Annotated in this window: 20 protein-coding genes; 8 read left to right on the top strand and 12 right to left on the bottom strand. The window is 44.5% G+C overall.

Annotated elements, in window-relative coordinates; genetic code table 11:
* Positions 1-32: 32 nt before the first annotated feature.
* From treR to gmhB, 3 genes are all read right to left on the bottom strand, one after another.
* Positions 33-977 (bottom strand): trehalose operon repressor TreR, encoded by a 945-nt coding sequence (treR, locus tag AB4503_RS02855; protein WP_372113566.1) that lies wholly within the window; start codon positions 975-977, stop codon positions 33-35.
* A 91-nt stretch (positions 978-1,068) separates the two neighbouring features.
* Positions 1,069-1,410: an MliC family protein gene (locus tag AB4503_RS02860; protein ID WP_017060761.1), complete on the bottom strand. Its 342-nt coding sequence runs from the start codon at positions 1,408-1,410 to the stop codon at positions 1,069-1,071.
* A 112-nt stretch (positions 1,411-1,522) separates the two neighbouring features.
* Complete coding sequence (gene gmhB, locus AB4503_RS02865) at positions 1,523-2,107, bottom strand: D-glycero-beta-D-manno-heptose 1,7-bisphosphate 7-phosphatase (protein WP_017060762.1); 585 nt, start codon at positions 2,105-2,107, stop codon at positions 1,523-1,525.
* A gap of 207 nt (positions 2,108-2,314) precedes the next feature.
* On the opposite strand from gmhB, the gene metN reads away from it, so the two are divergent.
* From metN to AB4503_RS02880, 3 genes are all read left to right on the top strand, one after another.
* Positions 2,315-3,349 carry a methionine ABC transporter ATP-binding protein MetN gene (metN, locus tag AB4503_RS02870; RefSeq protein ID WP_017060763.1) on the top strand — a complete coding sequence of 345 codons (1,035 nt, stop codon included), beginning with the start codon at positions 2,315-2,317 and terminating at the stop codon, positions 3,347-3,349.
* A complete protein-coding gene (locus AB4503_RS02875) occupies positions 3,339-4,022 on the top strand; it encodes a methionine ABC transporter permease (RefSeq protein WP_017060764.1) in 684 nt (227 codons plus the stop codon). Before metN ends, AB4503_RS02875 begins: the two co-directional genes overlap by 11 nt.
* A 66-nt stretch (positions 4,023-4,088) precedes the next feature.
* Positions 4,089-4,898, top strand: a complete 810-nt coding sequence (locus AB4503_RS02880) for a MetQ/NlpA family lipoprotein (protein WP_017060765.1) — start codon at positions 4,089-4,091, stop codon at positions 4,896-4,898.
* 120 nt (positions 4,899-5,018) lie between these two features.
* Here AB4503_RS02880 and AB4503_RS02885 read toward each other — a convergent pair whose 3' ends face one another.
* Together AB4503_RS02885 and syd are read right to left on the bottom strand one after the other, a co-directional pair.
* Positions 5,019-5,795 (bottom strand): Zn-ribbon-containing protein, encoded by a 777-nt coding sequence (locus tag AB4503_RS02885; protein ID WP_017060766.1) that lies wholly within the window; start codon positions 5,793-5,795, stop codon positions 5,019-5,021.
* 4 nt (positions 5,796-5,799) lie between these two features.
* Positions 5,800-6,345, bottom strand: a complete 546-nt coding sequence (syd, locus tag AB4503_RS02890) for a SecY-interacting protein (protein WP_017063346.1) — start codon at positions 6,343-6,345, stop codon at positions 5,800-5,802.
* Positions 6,346-6,476: 131 nt separating this feature from the next.
* Between syd and queF the strand changes: the two genes are divergently transcribed.
* The 5 genes from queF (at position 6,477) to xni (ending at position 13,919) form a co-directional block, all read left to right on the top strand.
* A complete protein-coding gene (gene queF, locus AB4503_RS02895; RefSeq protein ID WP_017060768.1) occupies positions 6,477-7,322 on the top strand; it encodes an NADPH-dependent 7-cyano-7-deazaguanine reductase QueF in 846 nt (281 codons plus the stop codon).
* 58 nt (positions 7,323-7,380) lie between these two features.
* Positions 7,381-9,639, top strand: a complete 2,259-nt coding sequence (locus tag AB4503_RS02900; protein WP_010436402.1) for a lipopolysaccharide assembly protein LapB — start codon at positions 7,381-7,383, stop codon at positions 9,637-9,639.
* Positions 9,640-9,757: 118 nt separating this feature from the next.
* Complete coding sequence (locus AB4503_RS02905; protein ID WP_016767599.1) at positions 9,758-11,323, top strand: GGDEF domain-containing protein; 1,566 nt, start codon at positions 9,758-9,760, stop codon at positions 11,321-11,323.
* A 312-nt stretch (positions 11,324-11,635) separates the two neighbouring features.
* Positions 11,636-13,000, top strand: a complete 1,365-nt coding sequence (gene ppnN, locus AB4503_RS02910) for a nucleotide 5'-monophosphate nucleosidase PpnN (RefSeq protein WP_010436397.1) — start codon at positions 11,636-11,638, stop codon at positions 12,998-13,000.
* Between the two features lie 145 nt (positions 13,001-13,145).
* Positions 13,146-13,919, top strand: a complete 774-nt coding sequence (xni, locus tag AB4503_RS02915; protein ID WP_102331961.1) for a flap endonuclease Xni — start codon at positions 13,146-13,148, stop codon at positions 13,917-13,919.
* A gap of 80 nt (positions 13,920-13,999) precedes the next feature.
* Here the strand turns inward: xni and rlmM are convergent, their stop codons facing one another.
* The 7 genes from rlmM to pomA all read right to left on the bottom strand — a co-directional run bounded on the left by rlmM (position 14,000) and on the right by pomA (position 21,163).
* Positions 14,000-15,091 carry a 23S rRNA (cytidine(2498)-2'-O)-methyltransferase RlmM gene (rlmM, locus tag AB4503_RS02920; protein WP_017070491.1) on the bottom strand — a complete coding sequence of 364 codons (1,092 nt, stop codon included), beginning with the start codon at positions 15,089-15,091 and terminating at the stop codon, positions 14,000-14,002.
* The gene (locus AB4503_RS02925) at positions 15,088-15,486 is read right to left on the bottom strand and encodes a DUF423 domain-containing protein (RefSeq protein ID WP_372113567.1); all 399 of its coding nucleotides are present in this window, start codon (positions 15,484-15,486) and stop codon (positions 15,088-15,090) included. The genes rlmM and AB4503_RS02925 overlap by 4 nt, the downstream gene beginning before the upstream one ends.
* Positions 15,476-16,099: an alpha/beta fold hydrolase gene (locus AB4503_RS02930; RefSeq protein WP_372113569.1), complete on the bottom strand. Its 624-nt coding sequence runs from the start codon at positions 16,097-16,099 to the stop codon at positions 15,476-15,478. Before AB4503_RS02930 ends, AB4503_RS02925 begins: the two co-directional genes overlap by 11 nt.
* Positions 16,092-17,000 (bottom strand): transcriptional regulator GcvA, encoded by a 909-nt coding sequence (locus AB4503_RS02935; RefSeq protein WP_012604639.1) that lies wholly within the window; start codon positions 16,998-17,000, stop codon positions 16,092-16,094. Before AB4503_RS02935 ends, AB4503_RS02930 begins: the two co-directional genes overlap by 8 nt.
* Before the next feature lie 671 nt (positions 17,001-17,671).
* On the bottom strand, positions 17,672-19,120 hold the full coding sequence (thiI, locus tag AB4503_RS02940) for a tRNA uracil 4-sulfurtransferase ThiI (RefSeq protein WP_372113571.1): 1,449 nt from the start codon (positions 19,118-19,120) through the stop codon (positions 17,672-17,674).
* Positions 19,121-19,438: 318 nt separating this feature from the next.
* Positions 19,439-20,386 (bottom strand): flagellar motor protein MotB, encoded by a 948-nt coding sequence (locus AB4503_RS02945; protein WP_017060777.1) that lies wholly within the window; start codon positions 20,384-20,386, stop codon positions 19,439-19,441.
* Positions 20,387-20,398: 12 nt separating this feature from the next.
* Positions 20,399-21,163 (bottom strand): flagellar motor protein PomA, encoded by a 765-nt coding sequence (gene pomA / locus AB4503_RS02950; protein ID WP_017060778.1) that lies wholly within the window; start codon positions 21,161-21,163, stop codon positions 20,399-20,401.
* Positions 21,164-21,362 lie beyond the last annotated feature (199 nt).

Consider the following 21,362-nt stretch of genomic DNA (forward strand, 5'->3'; position numbering starts at 1 on the left):
CTAAGCCGTTCAATTTCGCTTAATTGAGTGGATTATAGAATAGGAGATTGCGTATGATGAGAGATCTCTGAATTGCCTAAAAGCTGAGAGATCAATAGATTAGCAGCCAACTTACCTGCAGATTGGTAACCAGGATCAATGCTAAATACTCGTGGGAATAAGAAAGAGAGAAGATCATTACCACCAACGCCAGTGACGACCACATCTTCACGTTGTAGTTCTTGCAGACGCTTGATTACACCAAGAGCCAGCGTATCACTGGCACAAACGATCGCTTGAGTCGCGGGAGTTAACACCTCATCCACCAGCTGATAAGCACTTTCGTGATGAAGTTGACCAGTACGATAGTTTGCCACTGAACCTGTGTTTTCACACCAATCGAGATAAGCCTTAAGACGCAGTTCACCGGTTGATTTATCACTAGGATCAACCCCGATAAAGCCAACGTCAGAGATCCCTTGATCCAATAAATGCACCAACGCACTATTGATCACCTGTTGGTTATCATAGTTAATCGACGTCACGTTCTCGGTATCCAGAGCAATCACCACCGCTTTGTGTTCCCAAGCTTCGATTGCCGGAATATCGCAGTCAGTAAAACCAAATACAATAATGCCATCAACGTTACGACGCTTTAGAACTTGCAGGTGCTCATTGGCTTTATCTCTATCAAGTTGGCTTTCCATGATCACGACATCGTAATCCGCTCGATACAACTCGGCCAGCATCGTGCTAACGGCTTTGTTTTCAGAGGGAGAGTCCAAACGAGAGATAATCACGCCGATGACTTTTTGGCTGCCACCGCGCATCGATTGCGCAGACTTTGAAGGCGTGTACCCAGATTCTTGAATTACTCTTTCTACCCTTTCACGGGTTTCAGGTTTCACTTTTGGATCATTGGTCAGAACGCGTGATACGGTTGACTTACCAACACCGGACAGCTTTGCAATATCAAGAATAGTGAGTTTTTTGCTCATAAAAAGTCTAACGTTAAAGGGAAGAGAAGAAAAAGTGAGGGTAGATTCCCTCACTTAACTGTTTGTAAATACTAGCAGTTCTTACTATGACTTACTTTTGGCAATTTCGATAGACTACGCGACCAAGTTCTAGACGCGCATTGTCACCTTTCGTGCGCAAAGTGATGCTGTTAATCATCTCTGAAGTGCCATCATCTAAGATGTATTTGGTTCCTGAGCCCGCTGGAACTTGAGTCAGGCGGTATTCATTATCAGGCAAGCGTAGTACCGCTTTTTCATTATCAAGGTAAGACACATCAAACGAGACGTCAGACTCACATTGATAAGTCGCGAATTGATCATTCGATGTTGCGCTATCAGTCTCAGGGGCTGCTGATTTAGAGCACCCAACCAATGCTACTGTACATAGAGATGCTACCAACATAGCTTTCATACTTCGTTCCTCATCTTTATATAGTCAACGACACTTAGCCTATTCACAGGTTCGAACAAACCTAATGTAAGTGCCTAATGATAGGTCCATACCTTAGTGATAAATAAAACGTTTAGCCTTTTAAGAAAGCGGGTACGTCTTTAATGCTATCAAGTACCACGCTAGCCAACGCTTCACCTTTTTCAGTGATGGGTTTACCCGTTCTTACCAAGACTTTAGTACCAACACCTGCAGCTTCTGCAGCCATCATGTCTTCCGCTTTATCGCCGATCATGACCGAGTTAGCCATATCAATCTTCAGAAAGTCACGAGCAGAAATGAACATGCCTGGCTTTGGCTTACGACATTCACAATCTTGCTTGTAGTCACCAATACCGTGCTCAGCGTGGTGAGGACAGTAATAAATGCCATCGAGCTCGACACCATTATCAACAAAGTTCCAATCCATCCACTGCGTTAAAGAAAGAAAACGGTCTTCACTAAACATGCCGCGAGCAATACCAGATTGGTTGGTCACTAGCACCAATAAATAACCCATATCTTTAAACGCTTTCGCCGCTTCAAACACACCATCGATGTATTCAAAGTCATGCTCATCATGTACGTAGCCGTGATCAACGTTAATCACTCCATCACGATCTAAAAAAACAGCAGGTTTAGACAAAATTTTGTTCTCTATCAACTCTCTATTAATCATTAATTATTACACGCTTTATTTGCTTCATCACTATCTATTTAGTTTTGCGTTCGTTAACGATTTGTTTCTAGCTTAGCCATACAATCGACGTTTAGCCGTCTAGACGTAAAAATATCTATTGACTTAGATCATAGAACACCATAGCATCGTCTGTAAATCGAGCGAGCTATCGACATATTATTCTGTTCTACCTGCACGGGTTTCTCTATGATTAAAGTGAATCAAGTCAACAAGGTTTTTTATCAAGGCACTAAAGAAATCAATGCCTTAATTGATATCAACCTCCACATTCCTCAAGGTCAAATCTTTGGAGTCATCGGCTCTTCTGGTGCAGGCAAAAGTACCCTGATCCGTTGTGTAAATATGTTGGAAGCTCCGACCTCTGGTGAAGTGATTGTTGACGGTATCGACCTAACAAAACTCAGCAAATCAGAACTTAGCGAAGCGCGCCGTAACATCGGCATGATATTCCAACACTTCAACCTGCTGTCTTCTCGTACTGTATTTAACAATGTAGCACTGCCTCTAGAACTTGCTGGTAAAGATAAAGCGATTATTGAAGCGAAAGTCAGCGAGTTACTTGAACTGGTTGGCCTTGCTGATAAGCGTGACACCTACCCGGCAAACCTAAGTGGTGGTCAAAAGCAGCGTGTGGCGATTGCTCGCGCACTGGCCTCTGACCCGAAAGTACTGCTATGTGATGAAGCCACCAGCGCATTGGATCCAGCAACAACTCAATCTATCCTTGAGCTGCTGCGTGAAATCAACCGCAAGCTGAACATCACTATCCTGCTTATTACACACGAGATGGATGTGGTTAAAAGCATTTGTCACGAGGTTGCGATCATTGGCGGCGGTGAATTGGTAGAGAAAGGTACAGTCGGTGACATCTTTGCTCATCCGAAGACAGAGCTAGCGCATCAGTTTATTCGCTCAACGTTGGATCTGACGATCCCTGAAGATTACCAAGCACGTTTGCAAGAGACTCGCGTAAACAGCAGCTACCCGCTGGTGCGTCTTGAGTTTACTGGTGCAACGGTTGATGCTCCGCTAATGACGCAAATCGCACGTAAATTCAATATCGATGTCAGCATCTTAAGTTCTGACCTTGATTACGCCGGTGGCGTGAAGTTCGGCATGATGGTCGCTGAACTGTTCGGTAATGAAGCAGATGATAATGCTGCTATCCAATTCCTACGCGACAACAATGTAAAAGTAGAGGTGCTTGGTTATGTCCTTTAGTTTCAACGAGATTGCTGACTGGATCAGCCTTAACGGTAACCTTCTATTAGGCGCAACAGGCGAAACGCTTTACATGGTTGCTGTTGCAGGCATTGTTGGCTTCGCGGTCGGTATCCCACTAGGCGTGATTCTGCATACGACTAAAAAAGGTGGCCTGTTAGAGAACACCAAAGTAAACAAGATTCTAGGTGCGATTGTGAACGTGGGTCGTTCAGTACCTTTCTTAGTTTTGATGGTTGCGATTATTCCACTGACTAAGATGCTGATTGGTACCTTCATCGGTACAACAGCAGCGATTGTTCCACTGACGATTGGCGCTATCCCATTCGTGGCTCGACTTATCGAAAGTGCACTACTTGAAGTACCAACAGGTCTAGTGGAAGCGGCCCAATCAATGGGCGCAACACCAACACAAATCATCAATAAGGTTCTGCTTCCAGAAGCACTACCGACTATCATCAACTCAGTAACGATTACGCTAGTGACTCTGGTGAGCTACTCAGCAATGGCCGGTACTGTAGGCGGAGGTGGCCTAGGTGATGTCGCGATTCGTTACGGATTCCACCGCTACGATGTGACCATCATGGCTGTGACAGTAGTGATGTTGATTGTGCTGGTACAAATTATTCAATCAATCGGTGATTCATTAGTTCGCCGTGTTGACCACAGATAAAGACTCACACATAAAGAGTAGAGTCGTCTGAACCTAATTAAATAGATTTATTAAAAGGAGATTATTATGAAATTTAACCTTAAAGGTTTACTAACTATCGCAGCAGCAGCTTCAGCGCTAGTTCTAGCAGGTTGTGGCGATAAAGAAGTGGATACTTCTAAAGTAAAAGTTGGCGTAATGGCAGGTGCAGAAGCGCAAGTTGCTGAAGTGGCAGCTAAAGTAGCGAAAGAGAAATACGGCCTAGACGTTGAACTGGTTACTTTCACGGATTACGTAACACCAAACGCAGCTCTAGATGATGGTTCTATCGACATCAACGCATTCCAACACGCACCGTACCTAGATCAGCAAGTGGCTGACCGTGGCTACAAGCTAACTATCGCTGGTAACACGTTTGTTTACCCAATTGCGGGTTACTCTAAAGAAGTGAAATCGGTAGACGAAATCCAAGACGGTGCTCGTATTGCTGTACCAAACGACCCTACAAACCTAGGTCGCTCTCTACTTCTTCTTGAGCAACAAGGTCTTCTTGAACTTCGTGAAGGCGCAGGTCTTCTAGCTACAGTTCGCGACATCGTGGGTAACCCTAAGAACCTAACGATTGTTGAACTAGACGCAGCTCAACTGCCACGTTCTCTTGATGATGTTGCTCTATCTATCATCAACACAACTTACGCGAGCTCTATCAACCTGACTCCACAAAAAGATGGCGTATTCGTTGAAGACAAAGATTCTCCTTACGTAAACCTAATCGTTTCTCGTGAAGACAACCTAAACGCTGAAAACGTACAAAACTTCGTTAAAGCTTACCAAACTGAAGAAGTGTACAACGCAGCTTCTGACATCTTCCAAGGTGGCGTCGTTAAAGGTTGGTAATCAACTAAACGACAGCACTGTATAGATACCCGAAGGGGCTGACATAACGTCAGCCCCTTTTTTAATGATAAAGATTTGCTAGAAAGTAAAGCATCTCAGATTTAAGCGAAACAAAGTCGATTACTTCAGGTGATCCCAAGAGATGTTTGACACCAATCGGCAGTCATCACACTTGAAATAGAAAATATCGTGGATAGGCGCATCTAGCAGCCATTCACCACCACATTGCGGGCATTTGCGCTCTTTTTCATCTTTCAGGCTGATCCCACCGACACGGTATAAGTAGTAGTAGGTTGGAACCTTAGTCAGATACTCAATGCGCCCTCTTAGACCCCAACCGCGTTTAAACAGCACACTCTTCGTGTCACTGATCTCGGTTAGCGTTGCATGTTCCGCGCGACAACCACCACCCATTTGTACTTCATCACAGGCTTGCCATTCGGTCTGCCATTTCAACACGGCTTTATGGTCGCCATTGAAGGTAGGTGGATTGCGATACAAAGGGATTGGTAGCAAGCTATCGCCACTACGCAGCGGTGAACAGGTGTGCACGAATGTCGTGTATAACACCTGCCAGCTTGGTGTTTCATCTTCTGCCACTTCTTCTGAGTTCAGATCTCGACCGAGCAAACGCATTTTAGGCGCTAGTAGGCTCGCGTTAGACAAGCGATCAAAACACACTTTCACAAAGTCTGAGTGATTACGCGGGTGCAAGCTATCTTGCTCCGGGCACACAACGCGAACATAGAATTCACCATCGCCCATCACGATTGGGAACTCACGACCTAACACTTGTCCGTTATAACGAAGTGCATCCATTAAGCCATTAACCGCCTTGTCGACAGCGCTTACCGTTGTGTTATCAAAACACTCAAATTGAAGTTCTAGTACGTACATCTATTTATACCGCTGGTTGTAGCTTTTCTAAAAATTCTGCCAATGTCTCGGCGAGCACATCACGATTTTTGGTACCTAAGCGCTCCAAAATCACGTTACCCGTTAGGTTACAGATAGAGATAACATCCAGCTCAGCATCGGTCGCGGCAATGAAAACCGTTGGTTTTAGCTTCAAGCGACGCTGAGTTACTAGGTGACCCAAAATGTTTTCTTGTAGGCATTCGAAGTCTTCATCACTCCAAATCTGTAACAGAGTCAATTCGTTACCATCGAAAGTTGCGTTCATATCTGCGCTGAATTGTGCGCCGTAAAAAGTTTTGATGTCTTCATGCAGAGTCAACTCAATACCGGTTTCAACGTTGGTGAAATCCGCGAATTGCTCACGTGGATAGTGCTTCCACAACACGGCATCGCCACTCTTTTCTTCTACGCATGGCGATACGATGTCCACCAACTCCTCATTACGAGGTAAGCTTTGGTGTTTCTGCTTCCACGCGTCAACGTATCGCTGACTAAAAGAAAGTAGTGCGTCTTGAGCACGTTGAGTCATGAAAATCTCCTAAACACAAAATAATAAATAGAATCCGAGCCCTTTCCGCGCCGATTAAGCGATGACTTAATGACAGGGTAAGGGGGATTCAGTAAAATCGACCCCATTCTAATCGAATTTGAAACGAAAGTATGAGCAAATATTCTGACGCAAAAGAGCTAGCGGGTTTAACCCTTGGCCAAAAAACTGAGTACTCTAACCAATACGATGCAAGTTTATTGCAACCAGTGCCTCGTAGCCTTAATCGCGATGATCTTGCGCTAAACGGCGAGCTGCCTTTTGTTGGTCATGATATTTGGACGATGTACGAGCTTTCGTGGCTAAACACCAATGGTCTACCACAAGTGGCTGTCGGTGAAGTTTTCATCCCAGCAACCAGCCCAAATTTAATTGAATCAAAATCTTTCAAGCTGTACCTGAACAGCTACAACCAGACTCAATTTGAAAACTGGGATCAAGTAACCGAGCGCCTGACCCAAGATTTGTCGGCATGTGCAGGCGAAACGGTGATTGTGAATGTAAACTCAGTAACCGACTACACTAACCAACCTATCGTGACGATGGAAGGTGACTGTATCGACAACCAAGACATCCAAATCACTAGCTACGACTTTGAAGCGTCGCTGCTTGAAGGCGCTGCTGGCGAACAAGACGTTGAAGAAACACTGCACAGCCACCTATTGAAGTCGAACTGTTTGATCACCAATCAACCCGATTGGGGCAGCGTTGAGATCGCATATTCAGGTAAGCAAATTGACCGTGAAGCACTGCTGCGCTATTTAGTTTCTTTCCGTGAACACAACGAGTTCCACGAACAATGTGTTGAACGTATCTTTACGGATATCATGAAATACTGCGCACCATCGAAACTCACCGTATTTGCACGTTACACGCGTCGTGGTGGCTTGGATATCAATCCATACCGTTCAACAGAGCAAGATAGACCAAGCCACAATAAGCGTATGGCCCGCCAGTAATTAGGCTGGAACCACCCACACTTATTTGAACCTACCCAATCTTTAAAGGGATATTGAAATGCGTTGGTTATACGTTTTTAGCCTATTTATTTTAAGCTTAAGCACATCGGTTAATGCGTCGGTTTATTCTTCGGCGCTGCTTAATGAAGCCAATAACTTGGTTGAGATAGAGCCGAGCCAAGCAAAACAAATGGCGAACAGCTACCTAACGCTACGTATCCTTTCAGACCAAAGCGAGAAAAGCCCATCGGCTATTTCTCGCGAAGAGACAGACTCTTCGATCAGAACCCCAAACAGCAGTATTGATGCCTACAAGATATTAGCGAAAGCAGAATACAACCTTGGTAATATTCATATTGCGATTCAACATATCGACAAAGCATTTGAGCTTGCGAAAACCTATAAGCTTGAGTACCTAAAACTGGATCTTGAGATCCTAAAAGTACGCTTACTTTGGCTGAGTGACAGGAAATCAGCCAAAGCAAAAACAGAGCTGGCGAGTATCGAAGCAAACCTAGAATCGGTGAATAAAACCTTGCGTTTAACAGAAGGTATTACCTATCGTTTGATCATGCTGAAAGCTGATATTGCCTCTTATGACAATAAGGTCGATGAAGCCGAGAAGTTCTACCAAGAAGCGAAAACCTACCTCGATCAGCGTTACTCAGAAAAAGTGACTATCGACTACCACATCGCGGTCGGTGAATTTTATCTAACCCATAAAGAGTACAACCACGCACTATCTGAGTTGTTGTATGGCTACTGGAAATCCGTAGAAGGTAATCTGAGCTCACGCTTAGCAAAAGTAAACCGCCTGCTTGCTCAGCTTTTCTTTGAACGCCAAGTGTTAGATAAAGCTCTCGAGCACTTATCTCAAGCTGCTGATTTCTATGATAACTTTGAAAACTCACCTGTTTTGGCACAAGTGCTTAAAAAAATGGGTGATGTATACTTCTTTCAAGGAAAATATAACCTTGCGTTAGTGCATTTCTTCAACGTTTTGGACCATGAAAGCACCGACCGAGATATCCAACAAGTCATTGATATTCGTCTGAGTTTATCAGCTACCTACTTACGCCTTTATAACTACCCTCTTGCAGAACAATACCTAACACGCGCTCTTGAGCTGTTGGAGTACACAGATATTCCAAAACTGGAAGGCCGCGCTGCGCTGCTGTCGGCAGGGTTAGCTTATCATCTACAAGAGAGCGATGACGTAATCAAGCATGCGACACGTGCACTTGAGATTTCACGTCAGATAGAAAATATGCACCTGTCACAGCGTTCGTATTACTTACTGTCCTTAGGCTATGAACAAGCAGGTCGTCCTCAACAAGCATTAGCGAATCTCAAGCAGTACAACAGTTTAGTTTCTTTAGAGCAGCAAAAACTCAATCGTGTAGGTGAGGATGCATTCCGTCAGCAGAAAGAGTTTGCTGAACAAACTTTGCACTACGCTGGTCAAGCGCAAGAATTAGAAAGGTATAAGTTAGAGCATCGTAAATTCCAAAAGATATCCTTCGCCCTATTTCTGTTCAGCATCGTCCTATTCTTCTTTGTACTACGCAGAGGCTACCTCATCCAAACCTTAGCTAAAGAAGTGGATTCGCTGCGTACTGATCTTTTTACACACTCACGTTCAAAGCTTCCGAACCTAAGAATGCTCAATGCTAAGCTCTCAAATTCGTTAGAGCAAACCAGCCAAACCTTCGAGCAATGGCAGCTTGGGGAGTTGATTTATGAACCATTAAACGACCGCTTACGCTTCGTTATGATTGACTTACCTTTCCTGCGCAACATGTATACGCAAAATGGTTATAAAGCGGGCTTAGAGCTCGAAGATGCTTTCGGTGATTTCTTAAAATCAAAACTGGAAGGCCCAGCTCGCGTCTATCATTTCTCAGATGCGAACTTGCTTTATATAGAGCCAAATTCAGATCGTGATTCATCACCAGAAGCGATGTTCCTAAAGATTCAATCGTGGGTAAATGACTTCGAGCCAGAACGTAATATCAACCGAACGATTCGAATGGGCATCGCTGACTACCCGTTTTTACCACGAGCTTACACCGCGATTAATGACCAAGAGCTATTAGATGTATTGTTGATGTCGACCAACCTAGCGCGTGAAATCAGCTTGAAAGAACGCACTAGCCAATGGGTATACCTCAAAGCTATCGATAACGCACCAGCGGCAAGCCTTGCAACTGGTAACATACGAGAAGCTTGTAAACATGCCATTAATCAAGGGTTAATAAAAATACAATCGTCGTACCAGAATGAGGACAACATCAAAAAAATGCTAAAAGATGACTGAATTGCGAGCGGTTAAGACTTGCAAGTCGTGACCTTATTTTTAGTTTTGTTATTATCGATGCAACGGAATTTCATCTAAATGATCGTGATCGATCTACGCGGCGCTAATTAATACATCTATGGGCATTCTTGAAAAAGACATTCAGGCGCAACTCCACCAACTGAAATTTCAGTTGGAGCAAGTTCGCTTGACGCAAAGAGACACCTCGTTCAAATTTATTAGAGAGCAAAAAGTTCTTAAGCGCATCGTCACATCTTTAAGTGATGCGTGCGTTGGTAGTAACAGTTATTTAGATGAAAACCTCATTGCCCTTAGGGAAGAGCTAGAAAAGCAAAAAGACATCAGCTCGATGATCCCTAAATTGGCAGTCATAGAAAGAATGCTCAAGCAGAAGACGTTGGCTATGGATAAACAGAACGGATATCTGGATGATAGCATTAAGCACAGTGGAGAAACGCTACAACGCATAACTGGCCTACCAGCACCGTTGAAACGTGATCTACGAAACTTACTTAGCTTCTCCGAATGCAATGGCAGTCAGAAAGTCGACCACGCCATGAAACTCCTCGGTATTTACGAGCGTGCCATAAAGATCATGGCGAACAACTCTCGTACTCATTTTGCCGACGCTGCGCAATCGCCTGAACAAGAACTCCTTGCCGACTTATCAAACGAATTACAACATCTGATCACCGAACTCGATTTTGAGGGTGAATCGGGTGAGCTACTTACCGATATTCGAGCCAAACTGCTGCTTGGTGTTTCTACACAAAACCTCCTTGAGCTGACGCTTCAAATTCTCAAACTAGTCATAGAGGGCACCAATCTAGAGCGTAAAAAGTCTGAACAGTTTATTGACCAGCTTAATTCTTCACTCGCGTCTAGCATCAAAACCGCAGATCAAAATGCAGACCAAAGCCAAAGCTACTTTAAGCATCGCCAAGGCCTGAACTCTGAGCTAAATGAGCTTGTCATCAAGAGCCAGAGTTCTGTAGATAAAGCAACGGACATTGATAACTTAAAGCAGACGATTAATCCTTTGCTTAGTGAAATCGCCTCTCTTTCTGAAAGATTGAATCATGCAGAGCAAAAAGAACAAGCTCTGATAGAGAGAATGAATTACGGGAAAACTCAGTTAGACTCGCTCTATGAAGTGACTCAAGACTATCGAAAGCGTTTAGAAGATCAGGCTCAGCGTATGTTGCTTGACCCGCTCACCAAGGTCTACAATCGTACCGCCTTTACCGATCGCTTAGAACTTGAATACCGCCGTTGGATTCGCGCGCAACACTCACTGCGTGTTGTACTGCTCGACATCGACAATTTCAAAGCCATCAATGATAGTTTTGGTTATACAGCGGGTGACAAAGCACTCAAAATTATCGCAAGAACCATCACCAAAGAGACCGGCGCTACCGATAGTGTGGCTCGTTTTTCTGGTGAGGAATTTATCTTGTTATTACCAGAGCAAACGGATGAATATTGCCACCAGGTAATTCAAAACATCCAGACTCAAGTCAGCCGTTTACCCTTTAAGTTCCGTGATCAACAAATCACGATTACTTTGTGTGCAGCAAGTACTCAATTCAAAGAGTCAGATACACCTGAAGAAGTACTAGAGCGACTCAATAAAACGCTAAACAAAGCCAAACAACGTGGTACTAACCAATTGGTTTGGAATTAAACTAGGCCTGATTTAATTTATTTCTTTTTTTCAAATACTTATCACATACCAATTCCCTCAATGTTTGCTAAGCTTATGATTAACATTCGCTTAACAAGCATTCTTGACAAGTCATGCTGTTTATAAGATCTTAAGCAACTCGATATTAGCCCTTAAGCAATTCCATACAATCCATAAAGCAACGCTGTCGTAACCGTTTCGTCTGGTTAACTCTTCTCACCTTTAACCAAACACTTTCAACGTTTGCTTCTCACTCTCGAGCCAGAGGGTCACTTCAAAAGTCGCCTCTGCTCTTCTCAACAAGGAGGCACTATGATCACTCATATCAGCCCTGCCGGTAGCATGGATTTACTCTCTCAACTTGAAGTTGAGCGTCTTAAAAAAACCGCATCTAGTGATCTGTACCAACTGTATCGTAACTGTACGTTAGCGGTACTGAACTCGGGTAGCCATACCGACAACTCCAAAGAATTGCTCGACAAGTATCAGTCATTTGATGTTGAAGTGGTGCGTCGTGAGCGTGGTATCAAGCTCGAACTAAGCAACCCACCAGAGCATGCCTTTGTCGACGGTGAAATCATCAAGGGTATTCAAGAACATCTATTCTCAGTGCTGCGTGACATTGTCTACGTCAACATGCACTTGGCCGATAACCAAAGGCTTAACCTCACCAACGCAACTCACATCACCAATCTTGTGTTTGGTATTTTGAGAAACGCAGGAGCACTCACACCCGGCATTGAGCCGAACCTGATCGTGTGCTGGGGTGGTCACTCAATTAATGCCACTGAATACCAATATACTCGCGAAGTCGGTAATGAACTTGGCCTACGTGAACTCAACATCTGTACGGGTTGTGGACCAGGTGCGATGGAAGGGCCAATGAAAGGTGCGGCTATTGGTCACGCTAAGCAGCGCTATACTGAACATCGTTATTTAGGGTTAACTGAACCATCAATCATTGCGGCTGAGCCGCCAAACCCGATAGTGAACGAACTGGTGATCATGCCCGATATCGAGAAACGTCTTGAAGCGTTTGTTCGTATGGCACATGGCATCATAATCTTCCCTGGAGGCCCAGGAACCGCCGAAGAACTGCTGTACATCCTAGGTATCATGATGCACCCAAACAACGCAGACCAACCGATGCCTATCGTTCTAACTGGCTCTAAAGAGAGCGAGGCTTACTTCCGTTCAATTGATAAGTTCATTGGTGAAACATTGGGTGAAGAAGCGCAAAAGCACTATGAAATCGTGATTGATGACCCAGCACGTGCTGCGAAAATTATGAAGCAAGCAATGCCAGATGTACGCTCTCACCGTAAAGAAACAGGCGATGCTTACAGCTACAACTGGTCACTGCATATTGAGCCTGAGTTCCAACTCCCCTTCGACCCTACTCACGAATCTATGGCGGCACTCGATCTGCACATGGATCAGAAAACAGAGAGCCTTGCTGCGAATTTACGTAAAGCGTTCTCAGGTATTGTGGCAGGTAACGTCAAAGCCGAAGGTATTCTGGAGATTGAGAAGCATGGGCCATTCCTCATTGATGGCGACAAAGAGTTGATGACTAAGATGGATCAACTGCTAAATGATTTTGTTGAACAAGATCGAATGAAACTGCCGGGTGGTACCGACTACGTTCCTTGTTATAAAATTGCGCCAAGCAGCTGATGATAATATCTGACTGATAACAAAGCCGTAAGCATAAAGCTAAACAAGTCATGACGTTTACGTCACCAGCGTTTCAACTCACCAAGTGATACGTTACTATAAGGGGCTAGCAGCCCCTTATTTATTGCCTATTTAGTGGAAACTTATGTCTATCCATCTTGTTATTATCGATGCCTTGAACCTAATCCGACGCGTTCACTCAGTTCAGCCGGATCCAACCGATATAGCAAGAACCATCACTACCACGACTCGTACTCTTAATAAGATTCTTGCGGAGTCTAAACCAACTCACATCATCGCGGTATTCGATCACCACTTACAAGATCGGGGCTGGCGTGCAGAAGTCCTTCCTGCCTATAAACAAAACCGAAAGCCAATGCCTGAGCCATTACTGAAAGGCCTCGATGCTATCCAACAAGCTTGGTGGGAATTAGGTATTGATTCGCTTTTATCTGATGGCGATGAAGCTGATGACTTAGTAGCAACACTCGCAAAAAAAGTGGCTGACCATGGTGAAAAAGTTACGATAATCTCTACCGATAAAGGTTACTGCCAACTGTTATCACCTACACTACAGATCCGCGATTACTTCCAACATCGCTGGTTAGATAAGCCCTTTATCGAAGCTGAGTTCGGCGTAAAACCAGAGCAACTTGCAGATTACTGGGGCTTAACCGGTGTGAGCTCTAGCCAAGTACCGGGGATTCCAGGTATAGGACCAAAAGCTGCAAAAGAAATCTTAACCACTTTCCCAGATATCGAAGCGGCCTATCAAGCAGAAGATCTGCCGAAAAAATATCGTAAGAAGTTCGACGAACACATCGAATCCGCTCGTGTATGTAAGCAAGTATCGGCACTCAAAACCGATATTGATTTAGGGTTCAACCTGCAAGATATTCGTTACGAAGCAAACGCTTAAGTCGCTGTGACTCGATAATATTGATACAAAAAATGCCCCTTAAAGGAGCATTTTTTATCACTGACACACTAACGTAAATATTAGTGCGGTGAGATGTTTGAAAGCGCCTGAATGTGGACCGTGATCTCTTCGCGATCGTGGTAAAGGTGCTTAGCCTGCATCTTGAACTTCACTTTGTTCTCAATCAGGAACACTTTTAGGTTCTCGATATCTTGCAGTACTTCATCGTAACGGCCTTTCATAGGCAGTTTAAGGTTGAACAGTGCTTCTTTCGCCCAGCCTTTGATGATCCACTCACCCATAAGGTGAGCAACACGAGCTGGCTTCTCAACCATGTCACAGATAATCCAAGTTACGTTCTTACGGTCTGGTTCAAACTTAAAGCCATCCACCATGTGGTGCTTAATTTGACCTGTTTCCATTAGGCTGTCTGCCATCATGCCGTTATCAACACAGTGAACGAACATCGAGCGCTTAACCAATTGGTAAGTCCAACCACCTGGACATGCACCTAAATCAACACCCCACATACCTGGAGCCAAACGCTCGTCCCACTCATCACGAGGGATGAATACGTGGAATGCTTCTTCTAGCTTCAATGTAGAACGGCTTGGCGCATCTGATGGGAACTTCAGACGAGGGATACCCATAAAGAACTGGGAGTTGTTCGTTGGGTAAGAGTAACCAACAAAACAGTGGCCCGGAGCGATGAAGCATAAATGAAGCACAGGCTTCTTAGCGTTATCTTTCGCTGTCATCAGGCCTTTACCACGCATCGCTTGACGCATCGGCACGGTAAATTTACGGCAGAACTTCAAAAGCTCTTTTGCTTCGTTAGTATCTGGCGTTTCAATACGGATATCACCACAACGAGGGAAACCTTCTTTCTCAGAAAGCGCCTCAAGAATTGGAGAAATACGGTCATCGGTTGGCAGGTCTTTAATTTCAACAGCCACTGCCAACATTTGACGAGCAAAGATCAGTGATTGGAAATCGATCTCTTTGATCAACTTGTCCGCTTCACCTGCTTGGTAACATTCAAACAATACAAAACCTGTATTGTTCTTTAGGCGAGGAAAACCAAACACTTCCAGTTGTGTTGCCTTGTCTTGAATTTCGCCAGCACATTCTTTTTCAAAACCAGAGCGACAATAAAGTAGTACGTGTTTCACTGAGTTACCTCTTTTATATTCAAAGCAGCGAAGGAGAAGACTCCCCAACCAATGATAAATAGTAGACCACCAAACGGAGTTATTGGGCCAAACCATTTTATTCCTGTCAGTGCTAGCGCATACAGGCTACCACTAAAACAAAGGATGCCGATGATAAAGCAAATTGCCGCAATGAAAAAATATTTTTGTGATTTAGCGCCAAGTTTCATCTGTAGCAGAGCGCCGCACGCTAATATCGCTAACGTATGGATAAACTGATACTGAACCCCTGTCTCGAATACGCCCAGAAGATACTCAGGTAGAATCGCCTTTAACCCATGTGCAGCGAACGCACCAAGCATTACCGCAATCGCGCCAGAGATGCCAGCAAACATGAGTAAATACTTACTTCTCATTGAGCACCTCTTTAATAAATGCAGAAAGCTTCTCAACCGTTAATGCGATGTTCTGCTGTTCTGTGTAGCCAGAGCTCTTGCGCGGCTTTAAGCTGTGATCGCCATCGGGAATAAACTCGACTTGAATAGAATCCGATAGGTCGAAATCGACAAACTCTTCACGCTTACCAAAGGTATCGCGCTCGCCTTGAAGAATCAGACACGGCTTTTGCAAAGAGGCAAGATGCTCACCTTTGTAATTCTCTGGTTTACCCGGAGGGTGGAAAGGAAAGCCTAAACACGCCATTGCGGCCACCTTATCAAGTTCAGACAAATGGCTCGCCATACGCCCTCCCATCGACTTACCACCAATCACAAGCTTATCGGCATCAACCTGCTCAATAATCTCTTGATAGGCTTCAAGTAGCTTAGGCGCTCTGTCAGGTGGACGACGCTTACCATCTTCAGCACGTTTAATCATGTAAGGGAAGTTGAAACGAATCACTCGTATCCCTTTAAAGGCTAACCCTTTGGCTACCGACTGCATGAACTCATGCTCCATGCCTGCGCCAGCACCATGGGCAAAGATAAAGGTGATGGGATTGTCTTCACCATCAATGATGACGTTATTCATCGAGTAAGTCCTCTTGTTCACTTTGCGCTTTCGCTAGCATCCAGTCGCGGAAGGTAGCAATACGACCCATGTCGGCTTGTTTCTCATGACAAACCACATAGAAGGCGTTCTTACTCACCAACACTTCATCAAAAGGCGCAATCAAACGACCCGCTTCGATTTCAGGCTGCGCCAAAACGTTGTTACCCAGAGCAATGCCCTGGCCGTGAGCCGCTGCCTGCAGCACCATGGTTGAGTGACTGAAGATAGGGCCGTGATTAACGTTTACCCCATCGATGCCATTTTGCTTAGCGAACTGTTTCCAATCCTTTCGAGAAGTATCATGCAATAGCGTATGACATGCTAAATCACTGAGAGATTCTAATGGTTTTACTCCTAGCAGCACGGAAGGTGAGCAAAGAGGGATCAAGTATTCTTGGTAAAGCTTATCGGCTCTAAGCCCCGACCAATTGCCTCGACCATAATAAATAGCTACGTCTACGTCATCGGTCAGCGAGCCTTCATCCATATCAACGGCTTTGATTCTTACATCAATATCAGGCTCTTGCTGATTAAAGTCAGCGAGCCTTGGTACCAACCATTGAATAGCAAAACTCGGCGGTAAACTGATGGTCAATGCGCCCTTCTCACTTCGCTCCAGCACTTTGTCTGTCGCTTCTGCTAGTGATGTGAAAATATCTTTGATATCTAAGAAGTAGCTTTGACCTTCTTCAGTTAGCAGCAAAGAGCGGTTTCTTCGGCGAAACAGCTTCAAAGATAAGAATTCTTCAAGCGCTTTGATCTGATGACTGACTGCCGCTTGAGTAACAAACAACTCTTCTGCAGCACGCGTAAAACTCAAGTGTCGAGCTGCAGCTTCAAACACTCTTAGCGAGTTTAATGGGGGTAATCGACGAGACATAGTTACTCTCTAAATAAGCATTAGTTTTTTTTATCTGAAACATTATAATTTGTCCATTGCCTAGCAGCCAGAGAAATTCTATATTTCATCCCGCAGCAGCTAGCCTGAACGGCTTGATTCTCTCTAGAATCAATTGGCTTAGCTCCTGCGATGTTGTGTTTGCAAACTCGTTCTTTTCGAGTTGGGTAGAGTTCTACCAAATGTTTTGTTGCAGTTTATACTGAAACGAGGCATGTACTTCCTGTATTTATTTTGACCTGTCTGTCAAATTTGTTTACACCGCCTTATGGGCGGTGTTTTTTTATGTGCAAAGAAATGTAACAACAAGTTTATCAATAGCTGTGCTAATTAATCTTTATTATTTTTCATCGCCAATCACAGAATCAGACACCCACTCAAATAATCAACTGAACACATACAAATAGCACCATTGAGTTGCACTAAAAAGTAACAGAATACTTCAAGATACTCACACTTCTTCGGTACTTATAAACCCGTTTAGAACACACTCTTTCTATCAACCAAAAATTTCAAAGCTGAGCATGACGATAGCACGCCCAAACTCACGCCTCTGTCTGACTACTGTAAATCATTCACAATAGAAAATAAAAAAGCCGCTTACTTTTCAGTAAACGGCTTTGCAAAATGATTAACGCTTGGTCAACACACCACTATGGGCGGTAAACCTTAACGTTATGGAAGCCCTGCTCTTGTAGGTAAAGTGCCTGTAGACGGCTCATTACACCACGGTCACAGTACAGCAAGTACTCTTTCGCTTGGTCTAGGTCGCCAAACTGAGTCGAAAGCTTGAAGAATGGGATGTGTTTAATTTCAACACCCTCGATCTCTAATGGGCTTTCGTCTTCTTCTTCTGGGCTACGGATATCAAGAACGATAGCGTGCTCAGCAACAGCTTGAACTTGTTCAACTTCAGGCGCTTGCTCTTGGCTCTCTTTCTCGATGTCACGGATATCCATAACACGAGCGTTCTCGATCACTTGATCCAGCACTTCAAAGTTAAACTTAGCTTCTTCTGCTTCCAGTTTGCCTTTCTTCGCTTTCACTGTTGGCTTCTTAGAAATAACACCACAGTACTCAGGCATTACCTTAGCGAAGTCTTCAGTACCGATGATACGAGAAAGGTCGATGATGTCTTCTTTATCCCAGTTGATAAGCGGACGAAGAATCAAAGTATCTGTCACGTTGTCGATGTGACGCAGGTTAGTTAGCGTTTGGCTTGATACCTGACCTAGTGCTTCACCAGTAACCAACGCTTCGATCTTGAACTTGTCTGCAACCATACCAGCAGCACGCATGAACATACGCTTAAGAACAACGCCCATTTGGCCGTCTTCTACGTTCTCAAGGATTTCAGCAACCACAGGTTCAAAGTCTACAGAAATGAACTTCACCTTTGCAGATGAGCCGTATTTATTCCATAGGTAGTGAGCCACTTGTTTAACACCAATCTCGTGCGCTGGGCCACCAAGGTTGAAGAAACAGTAGTGAACCTTAGAGCCGCGTTTGATGTGCAGGTAGCTTGAAACACCAGAATCAAAGCCGCCAGAGATCAAGCTCAGTAGATCTTCTTGAGTACCAAGAGGGAAGCCACCGAGGCCTTTGTGACGAGCTAGAACTTGGTTTAGCTTGTCGTTAGCCACTTCAACCTTAACGGTTACATCAGGGTTCTTAAGTCGAACTTTCGCTGACTCAACTGCTTGGTTTAGACCGCCGCCTACGTAGCGCTCAAGTTCAATAGAGGTAAAGTCATGCTTACCACGACGCTTAGCACGTACAGAGAAAGTCTTGCCTTCAATGTCAGCACGGCTGCGTTCTAGTACTTGCTCGTAAATATCGTGCAAGTCTTTGAATTCAGACTGTTGAACTTCAAGAGAGTGGTGAATACCTGGAGTGTGAGTCAGAGCCTCTAACACTTCTGCGTAGTACTGGTCACTCTCAGACGTCACTTCAATATGATCGCGACGGTTGAATACCGCAACACTTTCACAGCGACGTTGAATAACGTTACGAATGTTGCACTCTAGAATCCTTGTGAAGCGCTTACGCACCGATTCACTTTTTACAAAAATTTCCGGATGGGGCTTAACAATAAATTTCATAGTACTTTCACAACATTAATGTTCAAAATTTTGAAAACGCTCATCGCCAAGTAAATTAGAGAATTTACACAGCACTTGAAGCAAGAATAGATCATATCTAAATCTAAGGGCGCGAATTATACATGAGAAAGTGAAGCAAGGAAAAGAGTGCTTGCTGTAACACCATCATTAAACCGCTTGTTATTAACAGTAGCAGGTTTCGAAACGACATAAATGCCGCAGAGAGAACCATTGAAGACCAGCAAACAAAAAGCCCAACCTCATTATAAGGTTGGGCTTTCGATGCTATCTGCATGTTACCGTGTGTACACGTATCGGCTATTCATTAATAACAGGCACTTCGTCACTGTAAAGCGGCTCGCCCTGCATGATGCTGATTTCAACGCGGCGGTTGAGGCTACGTTGCCATTCAGTATCGTTCGGCTCGACTGGCTCGGTATCCGCCATGCCGCGTACTCTCAAGCGTTGATGAGAGAAACCACGCACCTTTTCCATCTCTTGAGCAACAGACACTGCTCGCTGTGATGACAAGTCCCAATTAGATCGATAAAGCTCGGAATCAAGACGTTGATTATCGGTGTGCCCTGAGATTCGAACGATACCCGGAACATCTTTCACCAACTCAGCAACCTGTCTCACCAAAGGTCGGAACTTAGGCTGTAGGAAAGCAGAACCCGATGGGAATGCACCCTTCTCACGAATTCGAATCACAATCTGCTGGCCAAGGTTTTCAACTTCAATCGCGCCTTGGTCTATCTCTCGCTCCAACGCCTTCTTGATGCTTTCCATCAAGGTTTCCATCTCTTGCGATTGAGCTTCAGCTTGTTGTTGCTGTTGGTCTGACTCAGAGTTTTGATTGTCGTGAGTCGAAACCTCTGGCGACTTGCCTCCGGTCATCTTGCCTTGATCACGCATGGTACCGCCAGCACGCTCAGATTCACCTTCATGAAACTCAAGCGTTTGCTGCGTAATATCAATCGTCTGCTGCATGATCACATCAATCGGTGTCGGCTCTGGACGACCAGGTCGAAACTCTTGTGCAATGATGCTGGTGCCTTTAGGAATGTCTTTCACTTCCAAGCGGTTTTGTACACCAAACGCAAATTTCATCGAGCCAGCGATCTGTTTGAACTTCAGTACGTCCATCTCAGAGAATGAGAGCAGCAGTACGAAGAAACACATCAGCAGTGACATCAAGTCAGCAAATGTCCCCATCCATTGAGGCAATCCCGGAGGAGGACATTTACATGGATTTTCTTCATCCATCTTCAACTCCTCTTACGCAGGTTCACCATCAATCGTACGCTTACCTTCGTTTAGGTAGCTCTTCAGGTAACCATCAATAACTCGTGGGTTCTGACCATCTTGAATCGCCAGCACACCATCCATAACCAGACGGCGGTTAAGTGTCTCTTGGTCACGACGCAGCGCAAGCTTGTCGGCAATTGGGAAGAACACCATATTCGAAAGAATCGCACCATATAGGGTGGTTAAAAGTGCCACCGCCATCGCAGGGCCGATCGCTTTTGGATCATCCATGTTAGAAAGCATGGCAACCAAGCCAACCAAGGTACCAATCATACCCATCGCGGGTGCTACATCACCAAATGCAGAGAACACCTTCGCGCCCTGCTCATGACGCTCTGTGGTTAATGCGATGTCTTTTTGCAGTGCAGCACGAACTACATCTCCATCATGGCCATCCACCAAAAGATCGATGCCCTTTTGCATGAAACTGTTGTTAATTTCCATCTCTTCCAGTGCTAAAAAACCACCTTTACGAGCCGCATCAGCCATCTCTACAACTTTCGCAATAAGATCTTCAGGCTCATCCGCTTTAAACATAAAAGCTTTGCCTGCGATTTTAGTCGCACCAAAGAACTGTCCCATGGTGAACTTCATTAGAACAACAAAGGTTGAGCCCCCAACTACGATCAAAATGGATGTCGTGTCATAGAACATCCCGAGGCTTCCACCTAGGATCATTGCCATAATTACAAAGGCAAATCCACCAATCAAACCTATTAGGGTTGCTAAATCCACTGAGCACTCCTCATGCTTTTTTGTAGCTCTATGTCGACGATAATCTTTGTATCGGCAAGACTATAAGATCTTTTAGTAAATTCTTGGCCTAAGTATCACACTTTTCGTTTTTGAATCCCAACTATTGGCTTACTTTGCTCTTATACGTAGCGCATAAACTCGATAAAGCTAAGGTTATTCAAGCAAAGTGCGTTCAAGC

This window comes from Vibrio sp. 10N.222.55.B11 (genome assembly GCF_041473705.1).
Classification (GTDB): Bacteria; Pseudomonadota; Gammaproteobacteria; order Enterobacterales; family Vibrionaceae; genus Vibrio; species Vibrio crassostreae_C.

What these genes read in the sequence shown, in the direction of transcription:
- AB4503_RS02875 (WP_017060764.1), top strand. Translation starts at nt 3,339, where the DNA reads ATGTCCTTTAGTTTCAACGAGATTGCTGACTGGATCAGCCTTAACGGT.
- AB4503_RS02900 (WP_010436402.1), top strand. Translation starts at nt 7,381, where the DNA reads ATGCGTTGGTTATACGTTTTTAGCCTATTTATTTTAAGCTTAAGCACA.
- gmhB (WP_017060762.1), bottom strand. Translation starts at nt 2,107, where the DNA reads ATGATTAATAGAGAGTTGATAGAGAACAAAATTTTGTCTAAACCTGCT.
- xni (WP_102331961.1), top strand. Translation starts at nt 13,146, where the DNA reads ATGTCTATCCATCTTGTTATTATCGATGCCTTGAACCTAATCCGACGC.
- thiI (WP_372113571.1), bottom strand. Translation starts at nt 19,120, where the DNA reads ATGAAATTTATTGTTAAGCCCCATCCGGAAATTTTTGTAAAAAGTGAA.
- AB4503_RS02930 (WP_372113569.1), bottom strand. Translation starts at nt 16,099, where the DNA reads ATGAATAACGTCATCATTGATGGTGAAGACAATCCCATCACCTTTATC.
- treR (WP_372113566.1), bottom strand. Translation starts at nt 977, where the DNA reads ATGAGCAAAAAACTCACTATTCTTGATATTGCAAAGCTGTCCGGTGTT.
- AB4503_RS02860 (WP_017060761.1), bottom strand. Translation starts at nt 1,410, where the DNA reads ATGAAAGCTATGTTGGTAGCATCTCTATGTACAGTAGCATTGGTTGGG.
- queF (WP_017060768.1), top strand. Translation starts at nt 6,477, where the DNA reads ATGAGCAAATATTCTGACGCAAAAGAGCTAGCGGGTTTAACCCTTGGC.
- metN (WP_017060763.1), top strand. Translation starts at nt 2,315, where the DNA reads ATGATTAAAGTGAATCAAGTCAACAAGGTTTTTTATCAAGGCACTAAA.
- syd (WP_017063346.1), bottom strand. Translation starts at nt 6,345, where the DNA reads ATGACTCAACGTGCTCAAGACGCACTACTTTCTTTTAGTCAGCGATAC.
- AB4503_RS02880 (WP_017060765.1), top strand. Translation starts at nt 4,089, where the DNA reads ATGAAATTTAACCTTAAAGGTTTACTAACTATCGCAGCAGCAGCTTCA.
- AB4503_RS02935 (WP_012604639.1), bottom strand. Translation starts at nt 17,000, where the DNA reads ATGTCTCGTCGATTACCCCCATTAAACTCGCTAAGAGTGTTTGAAGCT.
- ppnN (WP_010436397.1), top strand. Translation starts at nt 11,636, where the DNA reads ATGATCACTCATATCAGCCCTGCCGGTAGCATGGATTTACTCTCTCAA.
- AB4503_RS02905 (WP_016767599.1), top strand. Translation starts at nt 9,758, where the DNA reads ATGGGCATTCTTGAAAAAGACATTCAGGCGCAACTCCACCAACTGAAA.
- AB4503_RS02885 (WP_017060766.1), bottom strand. Translation starts at nt 5,795, where the DNA reads ATGTACGTACTAGAACTTCAATTTGAGTGTTTTGATAACACAACGGTA.
- AB4503_RS02945 (WP_017060777.1), bottom strand. Translation starts at nt 20,386, where the DNA reads ATGGATGAAGAAAATCCATGTAAATGTCCTCCTCCGGGATTGCCTCAA.
- AB4503_RS02925 (WP_372113567.1), bottom strand. Translation starts at nt 15,486, where the DNA reads ATGAGAAGTAAGTATTTACTCATGTTTGCTGGCATCTCTGGCGCGATT.